Consider the following 21,378-nt stretch of genomic DNA (forward strand, 5'->3'; position numbering starts at 1 on the left):
GGCGCGGGCCCACGGCGTAAGACGCCTGCCCCGGCGCGAAAATCACCGTTTCCACTCCCGCGCCCATTCCCATGGTCTAGCCACAGCCACAGTTTCCGCTCCCGCAGCCGCCACCGGGGGGTGTAGGTTCCGGCTGCGGGGGAAGGAAAACGAAGCCGAACTTGCCCGGCGCAAGCTCCGCGTAATCCATGGTGGCCCCTTTAAGCAGGGGCCAGCTTTTCGGCCCGATGACCACGTTGACGCCGGCAGGGCAGACGATCTCCATGTCTTCCACGCGCGCCTCGTCAAAGCCCAGGCCGAACTCGATATCCCCTTCCGGTGTGCGCTTGGCGGCAATGCGCAAGGCCAGGCCCACGGCGCCGCTTTCCTCGGCGGCCTTGGCGATCTGAATCGCGGCTTGTCGGGTGACGGTGAACATACGAAGCTCCTTGGTGAAGTCGCCTGTCCCTAGGGAGCGGACAGGCGACGGGGGGAAGGATGGGCCTGGCAGCGCCTCACCCATTCCATGAAGCGCGCCGGCCAGTCGAAGCGGCGCGTCCCCCGCAAATGGGTATAGGACGCCAGCAGATTTTTGTAGACGAAGCCATCGTGCCTGCCGTCGATGCCGTGGCCGCGCTTCACCTCGTAGGCGTAGGTGAGGCCGGCGGGCAGGTTTTCCAGGCTCGAGTAATGGAATTCATGGGCCCAGATTTCCGGCAGGTCTTGCGGCCCCCGCGCCCAGGGGGAGGCGGCGGTCTGCTTGAGCCGGACATAGCCGCGGCCCACGGGCTTCGCGTGCATGACCACATCTCCCGGCACGATGCCCACCATCTCGTGGCGGATGCCGTCCGTGGTGAGGCTGCGTGCCAGGTACATGAGGCCGCCACATTCCACGTAGGCGGGCAGACCGGCTTCGATGGCGTCGCGGATGTCCCGGCGCAGACTCCGATTGGCGGAAAGTTCCCGGGCGAAACTCTCCGGGAAGCCGCCGCCGATGAAAAGGGCATCGGTTTCCGGCAGATGGGGATCGTGCAGGGTGTCGAAGGGGACGAGCTCGGCTCCCGCCGCCTGCAGGGCTTCCAGATCGTCCGGATAGTAGAAGCCGAAGGCCTTATCGCGGGCGATGGCCACGCGAAGGCGGCCGCTCACCGCAGGGGGACGGGCTGGCAGCGGGGCCACCAGGGGTGGGGCGGCTGCCGCCACGGCCAGCAGACGATCGAGATCCACCTGGCGGGCGATGCGCTCAGCGAGGGCCTGAATGTGGGCCTGGGCTTCCGCTTCCTCATTGGCGGGGATGAGGCCGAGATGGCGTTCCAGAATCGTAAGCCCGGCATCGTGATGCACGGCGCCCAGCACCGGGATGTCGGTGTAATGCTCGATGACGGCGCGCAGCTTGGCTTCGTGACGGCTGCCGCCCACCTTGTTGAGGATGACGCCGGCGATGTACACCCCCCGGTCGAAGGCCTGATAGCCGAGGAGGAGGGGGGCCACGCCGCGGATGACGCCGGTGGTGTCCAGCACCAGCACCACGGGCAGGGCAAGGAGCTTCGCCAGGGCGGCATTGCTGTTGCTGCCATCCAGGTCCAGCCCGTCGTAGAGGCCCTTGTTGCCCTCCACCAGGGCGAGGTCGGCATGGGCGCTGCGGGCGATGAATTCGCCGAGGATCTCCTCCCGCCCTTGGACGTAGAAATCCAGGTTGTAGCAAGGCCGGCCGGCGGCCTGCGCCAGCCACATGGGATCGATGTAGTCCGGCCCTTTCTTGAAGGGTTGCACCGTCAGCCCCCGCGCGCGCAATGCGGCACACAGACCGATGCTGACCGTGGTCTTACCGGAGGACTTGTGCGCAGCGGAGATGAGGAGGCGGCCCATGGTGCCAGTCCTGGCCGGCTAGGCGCCGAGCCCCTCCGCGGGCGGGGGGGAGGATGGGGGCGGCAGGCGCCGATGGGCGCAGAATGGATGCAACATGCCTCCTCCTCCGGGAAGTGGAGCTATCCCGCGGCGTGGGGGTCCACGTCCGCGTCGGCCAGGCTCTCCGGCAGAAAGCGCAGCACCTTGACCCCGATGGTCACGATGGCCAGGGCGACCGCGACCCCGCCCAGCCCCAGCAGGAACTCGGGCAGGGAGGGATGATAGGGATGCACGACACCGTCAAAGAAGCTGCTGCGCTCCTCCCAGCCGGGGAAGATGTCCAGCGGATAGGCCTGGCCACCGATGATGGTGACGTACATCTGCGCCAGGCCGCCGAGCACCACCAGCAGACAGGCGGTCACCAGCAGGCCGCGCGAGGCGCGCAGCTTGCCGTTGAAGAGGATGAGCATGGGCACCACCGAACCCAGGAGAACCTGACCGATCCAGAACATCTGGGTGTAGATGCCCCCCTCGACGAGGATGAACCGCTCGACGCCGTGGTACTTGGTGAAATAGAGGTTGGTCATGTGGAAGACCACGACGAAATAGAGCGCGGCGGCGACGAACCAGCCGAGGAGCCGGCCGAGGCGATGCAGGATGGCATCCCCCAGCGGCCGCCCCGTCCAGGCATAGGCGGCGATCAGGATGAGCAGATAGACCGCCATGCCGTAGGAAAAGGAGAAAATGATGAACATGGGGGCAAGCAGCGCGGAGCTGTAGGCTTCGCGAGCGACGAGAAAGCCAAAGATGGAGCCGGTACCGGTGGTGAGGATGAGGCGCCAGATGAAGGCGGCAAAGCCTGCGTATTTGCCGTAGGCAGCCACCGAGTTGTCCATCATGGTCCACAGATAGAGGGCGACGAAGGTGAAAAAGCCCGTGTAGAGGAAGACGTTCCAGGCAAACACGGATTTGAAGTTGTAATAGGTGGCGGCGACGATGACCCGGTCAGGCCGCCCCAGATCCAGCATCAGCACCATGAGACCCCCGGCCAGCAGCGCCACGGCCACCAGACCCGACAGACGGGCGAGGGGCTTGTAGGCGCTCTTGCCGAAGACGCTGGCAATGGAAGCGGCGTTGAGGGCACCGGAAGCGGCGACGATGAGGAAGACGGCGAACACGTGGGGCATGCCCCAGACGATCTGATTGGTCATGCCGGTCACGATGTGGCCGTGATGCTCCATGTAATAGGCCGCGCCCAGACCGAGCAGGGCGATGAGCCCGATGATGCCGAGCAATGCCCAGTAGCGGGGGCTGCGTCCTTCGACCTCACGATAGGCGATTTGCATGCTCAAAACCCTTGATAACGGACACCGAGATTCAGTTTCAGGTCAGCGCGCAGCTCCATGGTGGAGTATTGCGCGATGCGCTTGGCGATCTCGCTGTTGGGGTCGTTCAGGTTGCCGAAGAGGATGGCGCCGTGGCCCGCCCTGGCGCAGGCTTCCACGCACGCCGGCTGCTGGTCGCGATCGACGCGGTGGACACACATGGTGCAGGATTCCACACAGCCGATGCCCCGCGGCACGTCCGGGTTCTGATCGGTGATGCGCTCGTGGACGAAGGACCGCGCCTTGTAGGGGCAGGCCATCATGCAGTAGCGGCAGCCAATGCAGATGTGGCGATCCACCAAGACAATGCCATCCGGCCGCTTGAAGGAGGCGCCGGTGGGGCAGACATCGACACAAGGCGGCTCGGCGCAATGCTGGCACATGACCGGCAGCGACTTGGTGCGTCCAGTGCGCATGTCCCTGAGCTCCACCTTGCGGATCCACTGGGAATCGGTTTCCCGCGTGCCGTGGCCGAAGCCATTTTCCTCTCCGCAGGCTTTGACGCACTCGTCACAGCCTTCCTGGCACTGATTGGTGTCGATCAGCATCCCCCAGCGCACGGCATGGCTGGCCGGCTCATCGGCGGGCTTGCCATGGGCGATTTCATACAGGACCACACCTGGGGCGACGGCCACGCCGGCCATGGCGGCGGATGCGGTCAGGAACCGGCGCCGCCCTTCATCGACAGGGGTCGTCTTGTTGTCAGTCATTGCTTGCCTCCGGCAGAAACAGGCGCCTTAGCCACGGCCGCAGCCGCCGTGGCGGCCTGCTGCTTGGGTTTGCTGCTGTGGCAATCCCAGCAATCCAGCTTCACTGCGGCATAGGTGTGGCAGCTCTGGCAGAAATTCTCATCACTGCCCAGCACGCTGTTGTTCTTGCTGCTGGCATGGCAGTTGATGCAGTTCTGCAGGCTGTGCTTCTCGGTCCGGATGCCCTTGTGCACGGTGTCATCCCGATGGTGCAGCAGAAGCTTCATGTGGTTGCGGCGCATGTAGGCGGTGTCCTCGACACACCGCTCACCCTTCTCGATGACGAGAACGGGCTTCGGCGTCCGACCCGCGGCGGTGCCGGCGCGTTCACCGCTTGCCGCGGCGAACGCACCCAGGGTGGCCAGGAGCAGGGCGGCGAGCGCCGCCCAGATTCCGGCGGCGCGCCGACCGAGTTTGGCGGCCCCGCTCATCTTCACTCACCCATGCCCATCTTGATGTAGCCGGTCGGGCAGACATCGGCGCAGATGTGGCAACCGATGCACTTGGTGTAGTCGGTGTCCACATAGCGGCCCGTGGTGGGGTTGTCCTTCTTCGGCACCTTGTAGACGGCCGTCTGCGGGCAGTAGATGACGCAGTTGTCGCACTCGAAGCACAGACCACAGGACATGCAGCGCTTCGCCTCGGCGATGGTCTCCTGCTCGGAAAGGGGCAGGAGACGCTCCTGGAAATTGCCCAGAGCCTGTTCCGCCGTGAGCACGATTTCCTTGCGCTTGTTGCGCGGCGTGTAGGGGAAGTGCCCGAGGAACAGCTCGTTGGACGGGATGATGTATTTGTGGGAGCGGTCCTCGAAGTTGTGCAGCACGCCCTTGTCGAAGGAGGTCCCGGCGTAGTAGCCGTGGATTTCCTTGTATTCGTGGCCGCTTTCGATCCACTTGCGCACCTCGTCGAAGTGGCGCACGTCCACCTTCGGCCGCTGTTCCAGTTCCTCGCCACGCAGGTAGGCGTCGATACCGTCCACCGCGATGGCGGCATGACCGATGGCCGTGGTCAGCAGGTGGGGACGCAGCACGTCACCGCCGACGAACCATTTTTCCTTGCCCGGCACCCGGTAGAATTTGTCGGCGCTCATCAGGCCCTTGCCATTGTTGAGGACTTCGAGGCCGGTGAAATCCACGGCCTGACCGATGGCGGAGACGATCAGGTCGGCAGGAATGTCGGTCTCGGTGCCCGGCTTGATCTTCATCTCCTTGCCCACCATCTCGAATTCCGCCACCCGCAGGTGAGTGGCACGGCCATCCGGCCCCTTGATCACTTCCACCGGGGTCACGCCGCCGCGAATCTCGATGCCTTCGGCGAGGGCATGTTCCACCTCGGCCTTGTTGGCGTTCATCTTGTCGATGGTGGCGCGGGAGATGAGGATCACCTCGGCGCCTTCGCGGGCGGAGACGGCGGCCACGTCATGGGCCACATGGCCCTGCAGCACGTATTCAGGCCGATCGCTTTCGTTGATCTTGGTGATGTTGCCCAGGCGGCGTGCCACCGTGGCGACGTCGATGGAGGTGTCGCCACCCCCGACCACCACCACGCGCTTGCCCACCGACTGCAGGCGGCCTTCGTTGAAGGCGCGCAGGAAGGCCATGGCGGTCACGCAGTTGGGAGCGTCGGCGCCGGGGACGGGCAGGGCACGGCCGGACTGGGCCCCCATGGCGAAGAAGATGGCGTCGTAGTCCTTGTCCAGTTGTTCCAGGGTGACGTCGCGACCGACGCGGGTGTTGAGGCGCACCTCCACGCCCATGTCGAGGATGCGTTTGATCTCGCCGTCCAGCACCTCCCGCGGAGTGCGGAAACCGGGGATGCCGTAGCGCATCATGCCACCCAGTTCGGCGTGTTCGTCGAAGATGGTGACGGCATGACCCTTGCGGCGCAGCTGGTAGGCCGCCGCCAGACCGGCCGGGCCACCGCCGACGATGGCCACCTTCTTGCCGGTGTCGGGGCCGGGCTCACCGAAGCCCAGCTTGTGCTCCAGCGCCCAGTTGCCGATGAAGTGCTCCACGGCGTTGATGCCCACGTGGTCTTCCACCTGATTGCGGTTGCAGCCCTTTTCGCAGGGGGCGGGACAGACACGCCCCATGACCGCGGGGAAGGGGTTGGCATCGGTGATGCGACGGAAGGCGTATTCCTGCCAGCTCATGCCACCGGTGGGCTTTTCGATGCCGCGCACGATGTTGAGCCAGCCCCGGATGTCCTCACCGGAGGGACAGCTGCCCTGGCAGGGCGGGGTGGAGAGCACGTATTCAGGACATTTGTGCGACTCGTCGCCCTGGAAAATCCACTGGTTCAGGCGACGGTCGGCGTGGCTTTGGCCGTCTTTGAAGCGGCGGAACGTCAGGCCTTCGGTTTTCGGTTGGTTCGGGGCTGCCATCTGACTTCTCCTTACGTCGTGATCGTCTGATTTCCGGGTTTTATTCGTTCGTGCCCAACTGGATGGCCGTGCTGACCAGTTGATGCACGCCCCCAACCATGCTCATGGGGAAGCCGTAGTAGGGGAGAACCTTGGTGAACTGCGCCTTGCAAATGGCACAGATGGTGGCCATGAAGTTGACCTTCTTCTCGTCCACCACCTGTTTCAGGGCCTGCATGCGGGGGAGGGCGCCTTTGACCCGCACTTCCATGAGGTCGTCGGTGAGCAAGCCGCCGCCACCACCGCAGCAGTAGGTGCCTTCGTAGATGGTCTCCGGCGCCATGTCGTAAAAATGATTGCAGCAGGCCTTGATGATCTCCCGCGGGATGATGAACTGCCCCCCCGGGATGTCGCCCATGCGGGAAGCGCGGGCGACGTTGCAGGAATCGTGGAAGGTGACGATGCGGTGGTCGTTTGCCGACTTGTCCAGCTTGATCGCCCCCTTCTGGATCAGGTCCCAGGTGACTTCGCAGATGTGGGAGGGCTGCTTGTAGCGGTGATCCAGTTGTTGCTGCAGCATCTTGCCGAAGGGATCCTCGGCGCCCGCGCCCACCCCGGTGAGGGTGTTCCAGAAGCTGTAGGCCACCCGCCAGGCATGGCCGCACTCGCCCACCACGACGCGCTTGACGCCAAGTTCCAGCGCCGCTTCGCGGATGCGCAGCGCCGCCTTGCGCATGTTTTCATAGCTGCCAATGAAAAGGCCGAAGTTGCCCGCCTCGGAAGCCGTGGAGGAGAGCGTCCAACTGATCCCTGCGGCGTGGAAGACCTTGGCGTAGCCGATCAGGCTTTCCACATGGGGCTCGGAGAAGAAATCGGCCGAGGGGGTGACCAGCAGCACCTCGGCGCCTTTCTGATCGATGGGCAGACGCACCGGCACCCCGGTGTCGGCGAGGATGTCCTCCTCCAGGCCGGCGAGGGTATCCTCCAGGGCCGGGCCGGGCAGACCGAGGTTGTTGCCGATGCGATGGAGCTTACCCAGGATTTCGTTGGAATACTTTTGCCCGCGGCCGACGGAGTCCATGATTTCCCGCGCGGCCATGGTGATTTCCGCGGTGTCGATGCCATAGGGGCAATACACCGAGCAGCGGCGGCATTCCGAGCACTGATAGAAATAGCTGTACCACTGGTCGAGCACTTCCTCGGTGAGGTCGATGGCGCCCACCAGTTTGGGGAAGTATTTGCCAGCGAAGGTGAAATAGCGGCGGTAAACCTTGCGCAGGAGTTCCTGGCGGGCGACGGGCATGTTGTTGGGGTCTGCCGTGCCCAGGTAGTAGTGGCACTTGTCGGTGCAGGCACCGCAGTGCACGCAGGCGTCGAGGAAGACCTGCAGGCCCCGGTATTTCTGCAACAGCTCCCCCATGCGCTCGATGGCGCGCTCCTTCCAGTTGGGAAGCAGTTCGCCCGGGTAACCCAGTTGCTCCTGGATTTTGTCGCCGGCGATGAACGACTGCACCCCCTGCATCGCCCCCGGCTTGATGGGGGGGATGGGCAGGGTGGCGGTATCGTTGAGGAGCTTCGGTGTTTCGAAGGTCGATGCAGCCATGGGGTCCCCTAAACCGTAATCACTTTTCCAGTTCCGCCGCCCAGGGCGCGAGGTGGCGATGTTCCCGCGGGTCGTCCACCTGGTTGCGCGTGGGGCTGAAGAAGACACCGGGCGCATGGAGCAGTTTGCTGATGGGGAAGACGATCATCAGCGTTGCCACCAGGGCGAGATGTGCCATGAGGAGGGGGTCCTCCGGTAGCGGATTGATTTCAAAGCGCATCAGTCCCAGCATGAAAGCCTTGAGGCCGACGATGTCGGTATGGCTGACGAAGGTCATGCTCATCCCGGTGATGCCGATACCGATGAGCAGCAGGAGGATGAGGTGGTCGGACAGAGTGGTGATGTAGCGCACACGATCCACAAGGAAACGCCGCGCCCAAAGCCCGATCAGACCGGCCACCATGGCGAAGGAGGCGTATTTGCCCGCCGCCTGGACGAGTTCGAGGGAGACGATGTCCCAGACCGGATATTGGAAATAGCGCAGATGACGGAAGAGGACGACGGCCAGGCCGACATGGAAAAGCCAGCCAAACAGCCAAATCCACTTGTTGGACTTGAACAGACTTTCGAACAGAATCACTTCGCGCGCCATGCGCAGCACCACGCCGGTTTTCGTCGTCGGGGCCGGTGTGGTGGGAATCTTCAGGGGCGCCGGCGTGCTGGCGTACTGATAGATCTTGCGCGCCAGACCCAGCACCAGAATCGCGGTGGCCACGTAAAACAGGGCCGCAAAAAATACCGTTGTTGTCGTCATCACCCGCCTCGGATCCGCTACGAAGGTTCGGCACGCCGCGCCGGCCGGGCGCGGCGGCCGATCAACACCCTTTTAGATGCAGCCGGTCGGCTTGGGCAGACCGGCGATCTTGCACGCCTGCTTGGCCGGACCGTAGGGGAACAGCTCGTAGAGGTACTTGCTGTTGCCTTTTTCCGGCCCCAGCTTCTTGCCGATCGCCTTGGTCAGCACGCGGATGGCCGGCGCGATCTGATAGTCGTTGTAGTACTCACGCAGGAAGTTGATCACTTCCCAGTGGGCGTCGGTCAGCTCGATTTTTTCCTCGGCTGCCAGATGCTTGGCGACTTCCTCGTTCCAGTCCGACAGGTTGACCAGGTAACCTTCCTCGTCGGTCTCGTACACTTTGCCGTTGATTTCAAAGCTCATTTGCCTCTCCTTACGTAGAAAAATGAAGCATTACAACCAGGATTGGTTGTTGCGATGCTCCGCCACCAGATCCACAAAACCGCCGTAATCGACGAGCTTGATGCCATCGATCACCCGGTCTTGCATGCCGCGTGCCTCCAGGTCCGGCCAGAGGGCATAGATCTTGATCTTGCCCATGACCCCCTTCAGCAGGTTTTCCGCGATGTTGCCCTTGGTCGCCGCATAGACGGCGTCCTCGATGAGGAGCAGGGCCGCCCCGTCTTCATGGGTGATGACGCGCAGGCAGTTTTCCAGCGTCCGGTTTTCGTACGGGGACTTGTTCACAATGTGCAGCATTCGCTTTCCCCCTCAGAAGCTCAACACGACGTCCTGTTCGGCCATCAGCCTAGCCATGCCTGCGGCGTCGAGCACCTCCACGTCCACCAGCAGGTCATCCACGGTAAGCCCACGCTCTTCCAGGGACTCCTTCAGCACATAGAGCTTTTCGATGTCGTAGCCTTCCAACGCCCGATAGGTGGGGGAGAAGTTTTTGACGTCGATGGCCTTGGTGTGCTGGCCCTTGACGATCTGATAAACCCCATCGTCGAGGAAGACCAGGCTCACGTCCTGATCGAACGCGGCGCTGATCAGCACCACTTCCAACCCTTCCAGGGCGTAGATGGTGCCATAGGGCGCCTTGCGGTTGACGAACATGAATTTTTTGACGACCCCGGCGGATTCTTCCTCGAAGTCGATGCCACCCGTTGCTTCGGTCATGTCTTCTCCCATCAGTCGCCAAACACCACCAGACGGTCGGCCTGGATGCCCACCTCCACCAGCTGGCCGAGACCGGAAATCCGGAAGCCTTCCGCCAGGTTCTCATCCTTGATGCCGCGACGCAGCGCGGCAGCCACGCAGACCACCAGGTCGATGTTGTGCTCCTTGGCGAGCTTCTGCCAGCGTTGGACGATGTTGCGGTCGTCCTGCGGCGGCTCAGTCAGGCGGCTCGAGTTGTAAACCCCGTCGTGATAGAAAAACACACGGGGCACTTGGTGGCCTTTCTCGATTGCAGCCTTGGCAAACTGATAAGCGGTATCGCTTGCCTGGTGCTGGTAAAGACCCTCATTCACCAGAATGCCAAACTTCATTCAAAACCCCTGATCTTTGTAGTGTTTTTGAATGGCATCACCCCCGCACCCGTTTGGATGCAGGGGGATGACTACGATTTAGAAGCGGATGTGCGCCGAAGCGTTGAACGTGACGCGGTGACCCTTCCAATCGTCGATGTGGTACTTGGTGAAGGGCAGACCGGTCTTCTCGAAGAAGCGCGGCCAGCCGATGCGGTCGATCCAGTCACGCATACGCTCCCAGGGACGGGCATCCGCCTTGTACACCGAGAGGATCTTCTTCACCACGGCGCTGACCTCGGGCCAACGCGGCGGGTTGTTGGGCAGGCCCGCAGCCACCAGCTTGTGGAAGGTGGGACGGGAACGGGCATTGGAGTTCTTGCCCCCCACCCAGATGGCGATCTTCGAGTGCTCGGGGTCGTTGATCTGCATCGGCGGGCAGGGAGGATAGCAGGCGCCGCAGCAGATACATTTCTTCTCGTCCACTTCCAGCGAGGGTTTGCCGTTCACCAGTGCGGGACGAATGGCCGCCACCGGGCAGCGCGCCACCACCGCCGGCCGCTCGCAGACGTTGGCCACCAGATCGTGGTTGATCTTGGGCGGCTTGGTGTGCTGGACGATGACGGCGATGTCGGCCTGGCCGCCGCAGTTGATTTCGCAGCAGGAGGTGGACAGTTTCACCCGGTTGGGCATTTCGCATTTGACAAACTCGTCGTAGAGCTCGTCCATCAGGGCCTTGACGACGCCGGAAGCGTCGGTGCCCGGGATGTCGCAATGCAGCCAGCCTTGGGTATGGGCCACCATGGACACCGAGTTGGCGGTGCCACCGACGGGGAAGCCGGCTTCGGTGAGGGCCTTGATCAGCGGCTCGACTTTCTTTTCGTCCGCCACCATGTATTCGATGTTGGAACGTGTGGTGAAGCGCACGTAGCCATCACCGTATTTGTCGGCGATCTCGGCCAGCTTGCGGATGGTGTAGGTGTCCATCTGGCGCTGGGTGCCGGCCTTGACGGTCCAGATCTCATCCCCGCTTTCGGCGCGATGGTAGAGCACACCGGGCCGCGGATGGGAATGGAACACCCACTTCCCGTAGTTCTTGACCATCACCGGGTGCATGTAGGGTTTGGGATCCGGCGCCCCGGATTCGATCGGTTGGCGAAGTTCTGCCATAGGGTTTCCTCTCAATTGTTATGCCTGGGTTTGTGCGCCCACCCTCGCGGGCGGGCGCTTGGACCGTGACGCTTCAGCCGGCCTTGGCCGCCGCCTTGCGCTCGTTCCACTTGGCGACTTCCTCGTCCCAGCCGTCGGTGCGGACATAGGGGTTGGAGCGCGGCTCGAGGATCATGTTGGGATCCACGTCGATGCCGATGCCCTCGAGGAAGTTCACCAGGCCGATGCGGTCGATCATCTCACCGGTGCGCTCATGCTCCAGCGCGTTCTCGGCGAAGAAGTCGAGGACGTTGCGGGCCAGCTCGTTGAGTTTTTCGAAGTCCTCGTCGGACTCGAGCTTCATGAAGGGGATGATCACGGTGCCCATGGTGGCGCCAATCTTCAGCACGCCCTTGCCGCCGATGAGGATGGTCACCCCCTTGTCCTTGCCGGGCAGCAGGCCGCCGGGAATGACGTTCAGGCAGTGCATGCACCGCACGCAGTTGTGGTTGTCGATCTCCATGCAGTCCTGGGCATCCACCGCCGCCACCGAGTAGCCGTCACCCTGGGCCACCTTGTCCTTGGGCACCAGGCGGATGGCCTTGGTCGGGCACATGTTGATGACCTGGTTGACGAGTTCGGTCTTGCCATGCTTGGCCACCCAGTCCTGGATGAGCTGCTCGTTGACCTGGATGTTGTCGCGCCAGGTGCCGATGGTGGCGAAGTCGGAGCGCTGGATAGCGTTCACGCAGTCGTTCGGGCAGCCGGAGAACTTGAACTTGAATTTGTAGGGCAGCGCCGGACGGTGCATGTCGTCCAGGTTGTTGTTGATGACGGTGCGCAGGGCGCGGGCCTCGTCATAGCAGGACATTTCGCAGCGGGCAGCACCCACGCAGGACATGGAGGTGCGCAGGGCCGGACCGGCACCCCCCAGGTCGAAGCCTTTTTCGTTCAGCTCGTCGAAAGCGGGCTGCACATTTTCGGTCTTGATGCCCTGGAACATGATGTCGCCGGACTGGCCATGGAAGGCGATCAGGCCGGAGCCGTATTTGTCCCAGGTGTCGCACAGGCTGCGCAGCAGGTCGGAGGTGTAATGCATGCCCGCGGGCGGCTGCACACGCAGGGTGTGGAACTCGGCTGCGTCGGGGAACAGGGGCTGATCGTTTTCGTCCTTCAGCTCGGTGAAGCGGGGGATGACGCCGGCACCATAGCCATACACGCCCACCGTGCCCCCTTTCCAGTAACCCTTGCGGGTTTCATAGGACGTTTCCAGCTGACCCAGCAGGTCGGCCATCATGTCCTTTTCTTTCGCCAGGCGCTTGAGCCCGGTCACGAAGCTGGGCCAGGGGCCGCTTTCCAGCTGGTCAAGCATCGGCGTTGCAGGAATTTGTTTTGCCATGGCGTTCTCTCCACAAAAAACGTTGAACTGACAACCCAAGGACACTGCACGGCTGCCGCCTGACTGCCGGGCAACAGACGCCTCACCTGGGACCCCGGCGGGGCCGAAGCCGTACCCGCCCTTACGTGGCCAAAATGTTATGCCCCGTGTTCCGGGGGCACTATTCACCTGAGTAGTTAGCTCGGACCTACCCAAAAGGAGTATCCGGGCTCCCCAAGTTTGGCTAGAAGGCGGCCAAACGGCGCGGGCGCGCTTGATAAAGTTGAATCAAGCCATTACCTTATCGCCGAACCTGAAACTCTAGCACAGGCGGCGGATTTTGCAATCGGAGCGCATCACCAGTCTGGAAAAGTTCCTCTGTCAGCCCTTCCGCCAGGAGGTGGAGCTGCAGCAGGTGGAGCACCCGGCGGGCTATACCACCCTCCGGTTGCGCATCCGGGAGGGCAAGCGCTTCACCGTCTTCGACATCGACGCGGCGACGGCGGCCCGTTGGGGGAATGCCCTCACCGACTGGGCGCGCCGCCAAGGAGAGCAAAAATAGGCTGGCTTGCAGACGAAGGCTTCGTCGCCCCCAAGGTGGACGAAGCGGCGGTGACCGATGTTCAGTTCGAGCTGAAGGGGGAGGGCCTGCCCCAGGATCACGGCCTCCTCCTCTACCGCGCCCTGCGTGCCCTGGCTCCCTGGATGGAGGAAGAGCCGTTGCTGGCCATCCACCCCATCCAGGGTGCGGACGTGGGCGGCGGCCGACTCATGCTCAACCGCCGCGCCAAGCTGGTCATCCGCGTGCCACGCCACCGGGTGGAGGAGGTGCTCAAGCTCTCCGGGCAGCGGTTCGAACTGGCCGGGGCGGCTTTTGCCATCGGTGCCGGCAAGCTGCGGCCGCTTTCTCTGCACACGCCGCTCTACGCGCACCTGGTGACGACGGGTAGCGCCGATGAAAAGGCTTTTGCCCAGGACGTCATCCGGATGTTGGACGAGCTTAAGATCGACACCCGCTTCATCTGTGGCCGCCGCCAGGCCCTGACCACGGAGCGGGGCACCGAGTATGGCTACAGCGTCCTGCTCCACGGCCTGCCTGTGGAGCATGCCCTCCTCATCCAGCAGCAGGGTCTGGGGACGAACCGCAAGCTGGGTTGCGGCGTGTTCATCCCCCACAAATCGATTACGCCGGTTGCCTGACGGCGTGCCGGTCGGCTTCCCTAACTTGGCTTTTGTTTGACAGAAGAAGGAGTTGACAGATGGGCTATGTGATCGATGGTGTCGAGTACGAGTACGATGATGAGAAGTTCCTCCTCGAGCCGATCATGACCGAGGAAGCGGCCAAGGTGATCGCCGCCGCGGAAGGCATCGAGCTCACCGATGAACACTGGATGGTCATCGAACACCTGCGCAACGAATACCGGGAAAAGGGCCACACGCCGAATTTCCGCAACCTGGTCAAGGAAATGGAGGAGCTGCAACCGGGCATCGACTGGAAAAAGCGGCTCTATGAACTCTTCCCCATGCAGCCGGCGCGGCAGGCGGTGCGGATTGCCGGTTTGCCCAAACCGTTTGGCAAGGGCGGCTACTGAAGCCGGCCGCAGGTTGGGCCAAGGCCGGCCGGTGCCGGCCTTTTTATATGGGGCAGCGGATGGCTTATACCACTTTGATTGATACGGAGACCCTGGCCTCCCACCTGGACGATCCCGATTGGGTGATCGTGGACTGCCGCTTCACCCTGAGCGATACCGAAGCCGGCCGCCGTGCCTACGCCGCCGGGCATCTGCCGGGGGCGCGCTATGCCCATCTGGATGAAGACCTGTCGGGCCCGCGCACCGGACGCAATGGCCGGCATCCCTTGCCCGATCCGGCGGAGTTTGCCCGCACCCTGGGCCGGTGGGGCATCGACGGGAACAAACAGGTGGTCGTCTATGACGACAGTTTCGGCTCCATGGCGGTGCGGCTGTGGTGGCTAATGCGCTGGATGGGCCACGATGGGGTGGCCCTCTTGGATGGGGGGCTGCCCAAATGGCAGCGGGAGAAACGGCCCCTCACCACCCAGCCGCCCCGGATCACCCCGACCGTGTTTGTACCCCACCTGAGGGACGAGTTGCGGGTGGATGCGGAAACCGTCCTCGAGGCCAGCCGCAGCGGCAGCCGGCTGATTCTGGACGCGCGGCCGGAAATGCGCTTCACCGGCGAGATGGAACCCATCGACCCCGTGGCCGGTCATGTGCCGGGCGCAATCAACGTTCCCTTCGACGACAACCTGGATGTCTCCGGCACTTTTCTGCCAGCGGAGGCGTTGCGCGCCCATTACGAGGCCCTGCTCGCCGGGCGCAGGCCGGAGGAGGTGATCGTCATGTGCGGCTCCGGCGTGACCGCCTGCCACGATCTTCTGGCCATGGAAGTGGCGGGCCTCACCGGGGCGAAACTCTACCCGGGCTCGTGGAGTGAGTGGATCACCGACCCACGCCGCCCCGTGGCGAGAGGAGAATAGCGATGGCCATACGGGTCAAAACCACCTGGTTCAAAAAGGATGCCGCGCGCGCCAGTGACGAGACCGCCAGCGTGCTTGCCCTCAACATGTGGAAGCAGGCCTCGAAGGCGGTGGACGACATCTCCAAGGCGGAGTACGACATCATCCACCTGGGCCGGGGCTTCGGCATCATCGCCGAAATGTGTGCCTTCATGCTCCACATCGCCGATCGCCTGCTCTACGGGCGGGTGGACGAGGAGCGGCGCGCCAGTCTCATCGCTGCCACCGGCGCCCGACTGGCCGATTACGTGGACCAGAACATCCGCGATCTGGCGCCGGACGAAGTGCACACCCGGGATTACGCGGCGGAGTTCCTCGATTTCCTCAACCGGCGGGGCGCGGACTATGCCACCTTCGATTTCCCGCCGGAAGAGCCCAGTTTCGCCGTCAAGCGCTATCTCGCCAACATGATCCGTGAGCGTATGGAAAGCCAGGATCAGGTCTGGATCATCGACCAGATCATCGAATTCCAGGCGCCGGAAGCGATCGAAACGGTGAAGAAGCTCATCAACGGTTTTTTCCCCAAGCGTGACTGATGGGCTGCCCCTTCCATCTCGAGGACGAAGCGAGTTACCGCGCTTGGCGGGATGAGAAGCTTGCGGCCTATCCCCGCTCCTTCGACGAGCTGGTGGTGGAGGTGGCCGACCCCCGGCGGCTCACCCCGGCGGAGCAGGAGGCGATCCTGGCGCGCTGCCGCCGGGCCAACATGGCCATCTACGCCAGCCGTCACGTGGAAGCCGACAAAGACCTGCCGCGCAAACTGGGGGAGCAGTTCGGGCTCGTGCGCCTCGACCGCAATCTGCTCGCCGATGAGGATGCCATCAGCACCCTGACCGTCGCCGAGGAGCAGGAGGGGATGCGCGGCGATTTCATCCCCTACACCAACCGGCCCATCCGCTGGCACACCGACGGCTACTACAACCCCCCGGCGCAGCGCATTCTGGGGATGATCCTGCACTGTGTGCAAAGCGCCGAGACTGGCGGTGAAAACCGTCTGCTGGATCACGAGATCGCCTACATCCTGCTGCGCGAGCGCGATCCCGAACATGTGCGCGCCCTCAGTGAGCCGGATGTGATGACGATTCCCCCCCGCCTCGATGAAAACGGGGTGGCCAGGCCCGCCCAGAGCGGCCCCGTGTTTTCCCTGCTCCCCTGCGGTGCCCTGCACATGCGCTACACCGCGCGCACCCGCAGCATTGAGTGGAAGGACACGCCATCGGTGCGGGCGGCGGTGGCGGCGCTGGAGGCCATCCTCGGCGAAGACTCGCCCTTCATCCTGCGCGGCCGGCTGGAGCCGGGCATGGGGCTCATCTGCAACAACGTCCTCCACGACCGCAGCGGCTTCACCGACAGCCCCGCGCGCCGGCGCATGATCTACCGGGGGCGTTACCTGGATCGCATCCGCGGCACCGGCATGGCGGCCTGCGCCGGTGGTGTGGCCTGAACGCTGCGCCCGGCGGGTTGGCTGCGGCGCAGGCTTTCCGTTATAATGCGCGGATTCGGGGCGTAGCGCAGCCTGGTAGCGTACCTGCATGGGGTGCAGGTGGTCGGAGGTTCAAATCCTCTCGCCCCGACCAGATTCACGGGCCAATCCGTCTGCCGCTGGACCATTCCTCTCCCATGCGCATCCTGCTCAGCAATGACGACGGATACTTCGCCCCTGGCCTGTCCGCCCTCGCTCACGCGCTTGCTGCCATTGCCGAGGTCATCGTCGTCGCCCCGGAGCGGGATCGCAGCGGCGCAAGCAACTCCCTCACCCTCGACCGGCCATTGAGCCTGCGCCGTTCCCACAACGGCTTTTATTACGTCAATGGCACGCCCACCGACTGCGTGCATCTGGCCGTCACCGGCTGGCTGGAGACACCGCCGGACATGGTGATCTCCGGCATCAATCACGGCGCCAACATGGGGGATGACACCATTTACTCCGGCACCGTCGCCGCAGCGACGGAAGGGTTCCTGCTGGGCATTCCTGCCATGGCCATCTCCCTGGCGAGCCAGGGCCACGGCCATTATTCCACCGCCGCCCGGGTGGCCGTGGAGCTCGTCGAACGCATGCGCAACCGGCCACTGCCGCCGCCGTGCCTGCTCAACGTGAACGTGCCCGATCTGCCCTACGAGGCGCTGAAGGGCACTGAGGTGACCCGGCTGGGCAAACGGCACAAGGCGGAGCCGGTGGTGAAAACCCAGAGTCCGCGCGGGGAGACGGTGTATTGGGTGGGGGCGGCCGGCAGCGCCCAGGATGCGGGGCCGGGCACCGATTTCCACGCCGTGGCTCAAGGCTGCGTTTCGGTGACGCCCCTGCAGATGGATCTCACCCATTTCGCGCAGCTCGATGAGGTGCGCGCCTGGCTTGGCAACTGAGGGGCCGGTGAGCAGCAGATTTTCCGGCATCGGCATGACCTCCCAGCGCACTCGGGCGCGCATGGTGGAGCGTCTGAGGGGGCAGGGGATCGCCGACGAGGTGGTGCTGGCGGCCATCGGTGCCGTGCCACGGCACATCTTCGTCGAAGAGGCCCTGGCGAGCCGCGCCTACGACGACGTGGCGTTGCCCATCGGCTTCGGCCAGACCATCTCCCAACCCTATACGGTGGCGCGCATGACGGAATTGGCGCGCAACGGGCGCAGTCTGAAGCGGGTGCTGGAAATCGGCACCGGCTGCGGCTATCAGGCGGCCATTCTGGCGAAGCTCGCCCAGGAGGTGATCACCATCGAGCGCATTGCGCCGCTCATTGCCCGGGCGCGCAGGAATCTCAGGGAACTGCGCCTGTTCAACGTCAAGGTCAAATACGCCGATGGCAGCCAGGGGCTGCCCGAGCTCGCCCCCTTCGATGCCATCGTCATGACCGCCGCCGCCACTCACATCTCCGAGAAGCTCCTCGCCCAGCTCGCCCCCGGCGGCCGCCTGGTCCTCCCCCTGGGCACGGACACACAGCGGCTCACCGTCGTCGAGCGATCGGCGCTGGGCTTTCAACAGCTCGAACTGGAAGAGGTCAAATTCGTGCCGCTTTTGCCGGGGATGGCCTGATCCGGCGCACAGCGGCCGTGAGGGAAACGCCATGTCCGGCAAAATTCTGCTGATTGTCCTCATCCCCATGCTGCTTGCCGCCTGTGGGGGCAGCCCCAAACGGGCACCGGTGATTGACCGTCTGCCGGCGGAGACGGCGAAAACCCCGCCGGCCAAACCGGCGGGAAGGCCCGCGCCCGAAGCGGACTGGCGGCCTGCCACCTACACGGTGAAAAAGGGTGACACCCTCTATGGGCTCGCCCTGGAATTCGGCCTCGATTACCGGGAGCTTGCCGAATGGAACGGCATCGGCGAGCCCTACCTCATCCGCGTCGGCCAGGTCTTGCGGCTGACTCCGCCCAATGGCGAGGGGGTGCAACCCCTGCGCACCGCCCCCCTGGCCGAGGCCAAGCCCCTGCCCTCCGCCACGGGCAATGTGAAGTCAGAGCCCAAGGCGCTGCGGCTGCCCTATTCCGAGCAGGCATTGGCCAGGCTGGAAAAGCCCGCAACGCCGGCGCCCCGCACAGAGGCACCTGCTGCGCCGGCAGCCGGCCCGGCGCCGGAAAAACCGGCCGAAAAGCCCGCCGAAAAGGATGCGCCGCAAGGGGAGGAGGACGATCCGGAGCGGGTCGAATGGGTCTGGCCGGCGAGCGGCAAAATCATCGCCACCTTCGGCGAGGGGGGAAACAAAGGGGTGGACATTGCGGGCAGCGCCGGCCAGCCGGTGAACGCTGCTGCCGCGGGCAAGGTGGTGCACACCGGCACCACCTTGCGCGGCTATGGCAAACTCATCATCATTAAGCACAACAAGAGCTACTTCAGCGTCTATGCCCACAACAGCCAGATCCTGGTGAAGGAAGGTCAGTCGGTGGTGCGTGGGCAGAAGATCGCGGAGATGGGGGACACCGACGCCGACCGCGTGAAGCTCCATTTCGAAATCCGCCGCCTCGGCAAACCCGTGGACCCGCTCAAATACCTGCCCAACGACAGGAGCTCATGATTTCCGGATTCGACCCCCAGGACGCCCCCGAGGAAAACGAGCTGCCCCCGGAAGTGGCCGGCGCGCCCGAGGGGGTGGCCGAACCGGCCACGGAAACGGCGGAAGGCGAGTTCCTGTCCGATCTCAACGCCGACGTCACCCAGATTTATCTCAACGAAATCGGGCACAATGCCCTGCTTTCGGCGGAAGAGGAGCTGGAACTTACGCGGCGCGTGGTCCAGGGGGATTTCATGGCACGCCAGCGCATGATCGAGTGCAATCTGCGACTGGTGGTCAACATCGCCAAGCACTACGTGAACCGGGGTCTGCCGCTTCTGGACCTGATCGAGGAGGGGAATCTCGGTCTCATTCACGCCCTGGAGAAATTCGACCCGGAGCGGGGCTTCCGCTTTTCCACCTACGCCACCTGGTGGATCAGGCAGAACATCGAGCGCGCCATCATGAATCAGTCGCGCACCATTCGCCTGCCGGTGCACATCATCAAGGAGCTCAACACCTATCTGCGCGCGCAGCGGCACCTGGAGGCCCACGGCAAACCCGATCCCACGGCGGAGGATGTGGCCCATCTGCTGGGGCGTGACGTGGAGGAGGTGCGTTACATCCTGAGCCTGAACGAGCGCATGGCCTCCCTCGATGCGCCCCTGGACATCGACCCCAATCTTTCCATCGGCGAGGCGATTCCCGACGAGCAGGGGGTGTTGCCGGAAGTGTGGCTGCAACAGGCGGAAATGGAACGCTATGTGCAGGAGTGGCTGGAGCAGCTCCCCGACAAACAGCGTTCGGTGATCGAACGCCGCTTCGGTCTCAATGGCTACGAGGTGAGCACCCTGGAGGAGGTGGCGGCCGCCCACGGGATCACCCGGGAGCGGGTGCGCCAGATCCAGATGGAGGCCCTGCAGTCCCTGCGGCGGATTCTCCGCCGTGCCGGGGTGTCCAAGGATTCCCTGCTCTAGCCGATGCTCGACTGGCAGACCATCGACACCGTCCTTGTGGACATGGACGGTACCCTCGTCGACCTCCACTACGACAACCATTTCTGGCTCGCCCACGTGCCGCAGCGCTATGCGGAAAAGCACAGCCTTCCCTTGGCTACGGCACGGCAGGCGCTGCTGTCCCGTTATGCCCGGGTGGCCGGGACGATGGAGTGGTATTGCGTCGACTACTGGAGCCGGGAGCTGGGACTCGACATCGCGCGCTTAAAGCGCGAGGTGGCCCACCTGATCGCCGTCCATCCCCACGTGGAGCCTTTCCTCAGCCGCGTGCGGGAGCGGGGAAAGCGCGTCGTGCTGGTGACCAATGCGCACCAGGTGAGTCTGACCCTCAAGCTGGAACGCACGGAGCTTGACCGCTATTTCGATGCCATCGTCTGCGCCCATGAATGCGGGCGGCCCAAGGAACACCCGGAGTTCTGGCCCTGGCTTGCCGCGCGCGAATCCTTCGCGCCCGGACGCACCCTGCTCATCGACGACAGTCTGCCGGTGCTGCGTGCGGCCCGGGCCTATGGCATCCGGCATCTCCTCGCCGTGGCGCGGCCGGATTCCCAGGCACCGGCGCGGGAAGCTCAGGAGTTTCCCCTGCTTCTCAGTTTCGCCGACATTCTTCCTCCCTGAACGAAGCGCCGAAGCGATCCCCCTTGCGGGGCGGAAGCCACGCTGTGGGCGGCGGGGTCACCGTGGCCGCTGCCTCGCAGAAGCTCTGGGAGAGGCTTGCCGCTAGAGGAGGAGGGCGGCGGCCACCCGCCGGCCTTCGGCGAGGAGGATGTTGTAGGTGCGGGCGGCGGCGTGGCTGTCCATCACCTCCATGCCGATCCCCCTCGTCGTGAGAGCTTGCAGGAGGGGTGCCGGGGGGAAGCACAAGCGCCGCCCGGTGCCGAGGAGGAGGATGTCCGCCGGCAGATCCGCCAGCAGCGCGCTGTCGGCTGCGGTGAGCTCCTCCACGCGCCGCGGCGCCCAATCGGCGATGATGCGGTCGGGAAGCACGATCAGGCTGCGCTCGAAGCGCTGCTGGTTGATGAGGACGTAACCTTCGCCGTAACCGGTGAAGGCATTCTGATTGCCGAAACGGTCGAGGTGCAGCTTCATCGGGGGGCGTCGTTGCGGGGGCCGGAGCGGTTC

Annotated in this window: 26 protein-coding genes and 1 tRNA gene; 12 read left to right on the top strand and 15 right to left on the bottom strand. The window is 64.1% G+C overall.

The window, feature by feature from the left end:
* Positions 1-76: 76 nt before the first annotated feature.
* The 14 genes from K6T56_06770 to dsrA form a co-directional block, all read right to left on the bottom strand.
* On the bottom strand, positions 77-418 hold the full coding sequence (locus K6T56_06770) for a hypothetical protein (GenBank protein ID MCL6556047.1): 342 nt from the start codon (positions 416-418) through the stop codon (positions 77-79).
* Positions 419-447: 29 nt separating this feature from the next.
* On the bottom strand, positions 448-1,848 hold the full coding sequence (locus tag K6T56_06775) for a cobyrinate a,c-diamide synthase (GenBank protein MCL6556048.1): 1,401 nt from the start codon (positions 1,846-1,848) through the stop codon (positions 448-450).
* A gap of 119 nt (positions 1,849-1,967) precedes the next feature.
* On the bottom strand, positions 1,968-3,173 hold the full coding sequence (gene nrfD / locus K6T56_06780; GenBank protein MCL6556049.1) for a polysulfide reductase NrfD: 1,206 nt from the start codon (positions 3,171-3,173) through the stop codon (positions 1,968-1,970).
* Between the two features lie 2 nt (positions 3,174-3,175).
* On the bottom strand, positions 3,176-3,922 hold the full coding sequence (locus K6T56_06785) for a 4Fe-4S dicluster domain-containing protein (protein MCL6556050.1): 747 nt from the start codon (positions 3,920-3,922) through the stop codon (positions 3,176-3,178).
* Positions 3,919-4,392 carry a hypothetical protein gene (locus K6T56_06790; GenBank protein MCL6556051.1) on the bottom strand — a complete coding sequence of 158 codons (474 nt, stop codon included), beginning with the start codon at positions 4,390-4,392 and terminating at the stop codon, positions 3,919-3,921. Before K6T56_06790 ends, K6T56_06785 begins: the two co-directional genes overlap by 4 nt.
* Positions 4,393-4,394: 2 nt before the next feature.
* Positions 4,395-6,344, bottom strand: coding sequence for an NAD(P)-binding protein (locus K6T56_06795; GenBank protein MCL6556052.1), 1,950 nt, complete (start codon positions 6,342-6,344; stop codon positions 4,395-4,397).
* Between the two features lie 40 nt (positions 6,345-6,384).
* Positions 6,385-7,926 (bottom strand): (Fe-S)-binding protein, encoded by a 1,542-nt coding sequence (locus K6T56_06800; protein ID MCL6556053.1) that lies wholly within the window; start codon positions 7,924-7,926, stop codon positions 6,385-6,387.
* Positions 7,927-7,945: 19 nt separating this feature from the next.
* A complete protein-coding gene (locus K6T56_06805; GenBank protein ID MCL6556054.1) occupies positions 7,946-8,680 on the bottom strand; it encodes a respiratory nitrate reductase subunit gamma in 735 nt (244 codons plus the stop codon).
* Positions 8,681-8,752: 72 nt separating this feature from the next.
* Positions 8,753-9,085: a TusE/DsrC/DsvC family sulfur relay protein gene (locus K6T56_06810; protein MCL6556055.1), complete on the bottom strand. Its 333-nt coding sequence runs from the start codon at positions 9,083-9,085 to the stop codon at positions 8,753-8,755.
* A gap of 30 nt (positions 9,086-9,115) precedes the next feature.
* Positions 9,116-9,421 (bottom strand): sulfurtransferase complex subunit TusB, encoded by a 306-nt coding sequence (gene tusB, locus K6T56_06815; GenBank protein ID MCL6556056.1) that lies wholly within the window; start codon positions 9,419-9,421, stop codon positions 9,116-9,118.
* A gap of 12 nt (positions 9,422-9,433) precedes the next feature.
* Complete coding sequence (gene tusC, locus K6T56_06820) at positions 9,434-9,841, bottom strand: sulfurtransferase complex subunit TusC (protein ID MCL6556057.1); 408 nt, start codon at positions 9,839-9,841, stop codon at positions 9,434-9,436.
* An 11-nt stretch (positions 9,842-9,852) separates the two neighbouring features.
* Entirely contained in the window at positions 9,853-10,212 is a 360-nt protein-coding gene (gene tusD, locus K6T56_06825) for a sulfurtransferase complex subunit TusD (GenBank protein ID MCL6556058.1), read from the bottom strand.
* 78 nt (positions 10,213-10,290) lie between these two features.
* Positions 10,291-11,361, bottom strand: coding sequence for a dissimilatory-type sulfite reductase subunit beta (dsrB, locus tag K6T56_06830; GenBank protein ID MCL6556059.1), 1,071 nt, complete (start codon positions 11,359-11,361; stop codon positions 10,291-10,293).
* A gap of 73 nt (positions 11,362-11,434) precedes the next feature.
* Positions 11,435-12,739, bottom strand: coding sequence for a dissimilatory-type sulfite reductase subunit alpha (gene dsrA / locus K6T56_06835; GenBank protein ID MCL6556060.1), 1,305 nt, complete (start codon positions 12,737-12,739; stop codon positions 11,435-11,437).
* 334 nt (positions 12,740-13,073) lie between these two features.
* Here dsrA and K6T56_06840 point away from each other — a divergent pair, with 334 nt between their 5' ends.
* The 12 genes from K6T56_06840 (at position 13,074) to yrfG (ending at position 20,874) form a co-directional block, all read left to right on the top strand.
* Positions 13,074-13,280 (top strand): hypothetical protein, encoded by a 207-nt coding sequence (locus K6T56_06840; GenBank protein MCL6556061.1) that lies wholly within the window; start codon positions 13,074-13,076, stop codon positions 13,278-13,280.
* Between the two features lie 50 nt (positions 13,281-13,330).
* Positions 13,331-13,918 carry a type I-MYXAN CRISPR-associated protein Cas6/Cmx6 gene (gene cas6, locus K6T56_06845; protein MCL6556062.1) on the top strand — a complete coding sequence of 196 codons (588 nt, stop codon included), beginning with the start codon at positions 13,331-13,333 and terminating at the stop codon, positions 13,916-13,918.
* Between the two features lie 59 nt (positions 13,919-13,977).
* Positions 13,978-14,310: a TusE/DsrC/DsvC family sulfur relay protein gene (locus K6T56_06850; protein MCL6556063.1), complete on the top strand. Its 333-nt coding sequence runs from the start codon at positions 13,978-13,980 to the stop codon at positions 14,308-14,310.
* 59 nt (positions 14,311-14,369) lie between these two features.
* A complete protein-coding gene (locus K6T56_06855; GenBank protein MCL6556064.1) occupies positions 14,370-15,218 on the top strand; it encodes a sulfurtransferase in 849 nt (282 codons plus the stop codon).
* Positions 15,219-15,220: 2 nt separating this feature from the next.
* Entirely contained in the window at positions 15,221-15,793 is a 573-nt protein-coding gene (locus tag K6T56_06860; protein MCL6556065.1) for a hypothetical protein, read from the top strand.
* Positions 15,793-16,701 carry a TauD/TfdA family dioxygenase gene (locus K6T56_06865; GenBank protein MCL6556066.1) on the top strand — a complete coding sequence of 303 codons (909 nt, stop codon included), beginning with the start codon at positions 15,793-15,795 and terminating at the stop codon, positions 16,699-16,701. Before K6T56_06860 ends, K6T56_06865 begins: the two co-directional genes overlap by 1 nt.
* A gap of 56 nt (positions 16,702-16,757) precedes the next feature.
* Positions 16,758-16,834, top strand: a tRNA-Pro gene (locus tag K6T56_06870).
* 43 nt (positions 16,835-16,877) lie between these two features.
* Entirely contained in the window at positions 16,878-17,621 is a 744-nt protein-coding gene (gene surE / locus K6T56_06875; protein MCL6556067.1) for a 5'/3'-nucleotidase SurE, read from the top strand.
* 7 nt (positions 17,622-17,628) lie between these two features.
* Entirely contained in the window at positions 17,629-18,285 is a 657-nt protein-coding gene (locus tag K6T56_06880) for a protein-L-isoaspartate(D-aspartate) O-methyltransferase (protein MCL6556068.1), read from the top strand.
* A gap of 31 nt (positions 18,286-18,316) precedes the next feature.
* On the top strand, positions 18,317-19,264 hold the full coding sequence (locus K6T56_06885) for a peptidoglycan DD-metalloendopeptidase family protein (GenBank protein ID MCL6556069.1): 948 nt from the start codon (positions 18,317-18,319) through the stop codon (positions 19,262-19,264).
* On the top strand, positions 19,261-20,217 hold the full coding sequence (gene rpoS, locus K6T56_06890) for an RNA polymerase sigma factor RpoS (protein ID MCL6556070.1): 957 nt from the start codon (positions 19,261-19,263) through the stop codon (positions 20,215-20,217). Before K6T56_06885 ends, rpoS begins: the two co-directional genes overlap by 4 nt.
* Before the next feature lie 3 nt (positions 20,218-20,220).
* A complete protein-coding gene (gene yrfG, locus K6T56_06895) occupies positions 20,221-20,874 on the top strand; it encodes a GMP/IMP nucleotidase (GenBank protein ID MCL6556071.1) in 654 nt (217 codons plus the stop codon).
* Between the two features lie 102 nt (positions 20,875-20,976).
* On the opposite strand, the gene K6T56_06900 is transcribed toward yrfG, so the two are convergent.
* Positions 20,977-21,345 (bottom strand): Mth938-like domain-containing protein, encoded by a 369-nt coding sequence (locus K6T56_06900; GenBank protein MCL6556072.1) that lies wholly within the window; start codon positions 21,343-21,345, stop codon positions 20,977-20,979.
* Positions 21,346-21,378 lie beyond the last annotated feature (33 nt).

This window comes from Burkholderiales bacterium (genome assembly GCA_023511995.1).
In the GTDB taxonomy this organism is placed as follows: Bacteria; Pseudomonadota; Gammaproteobacteria; order Burkholderiales; family Thiobacteraceae; genus Thiobacter.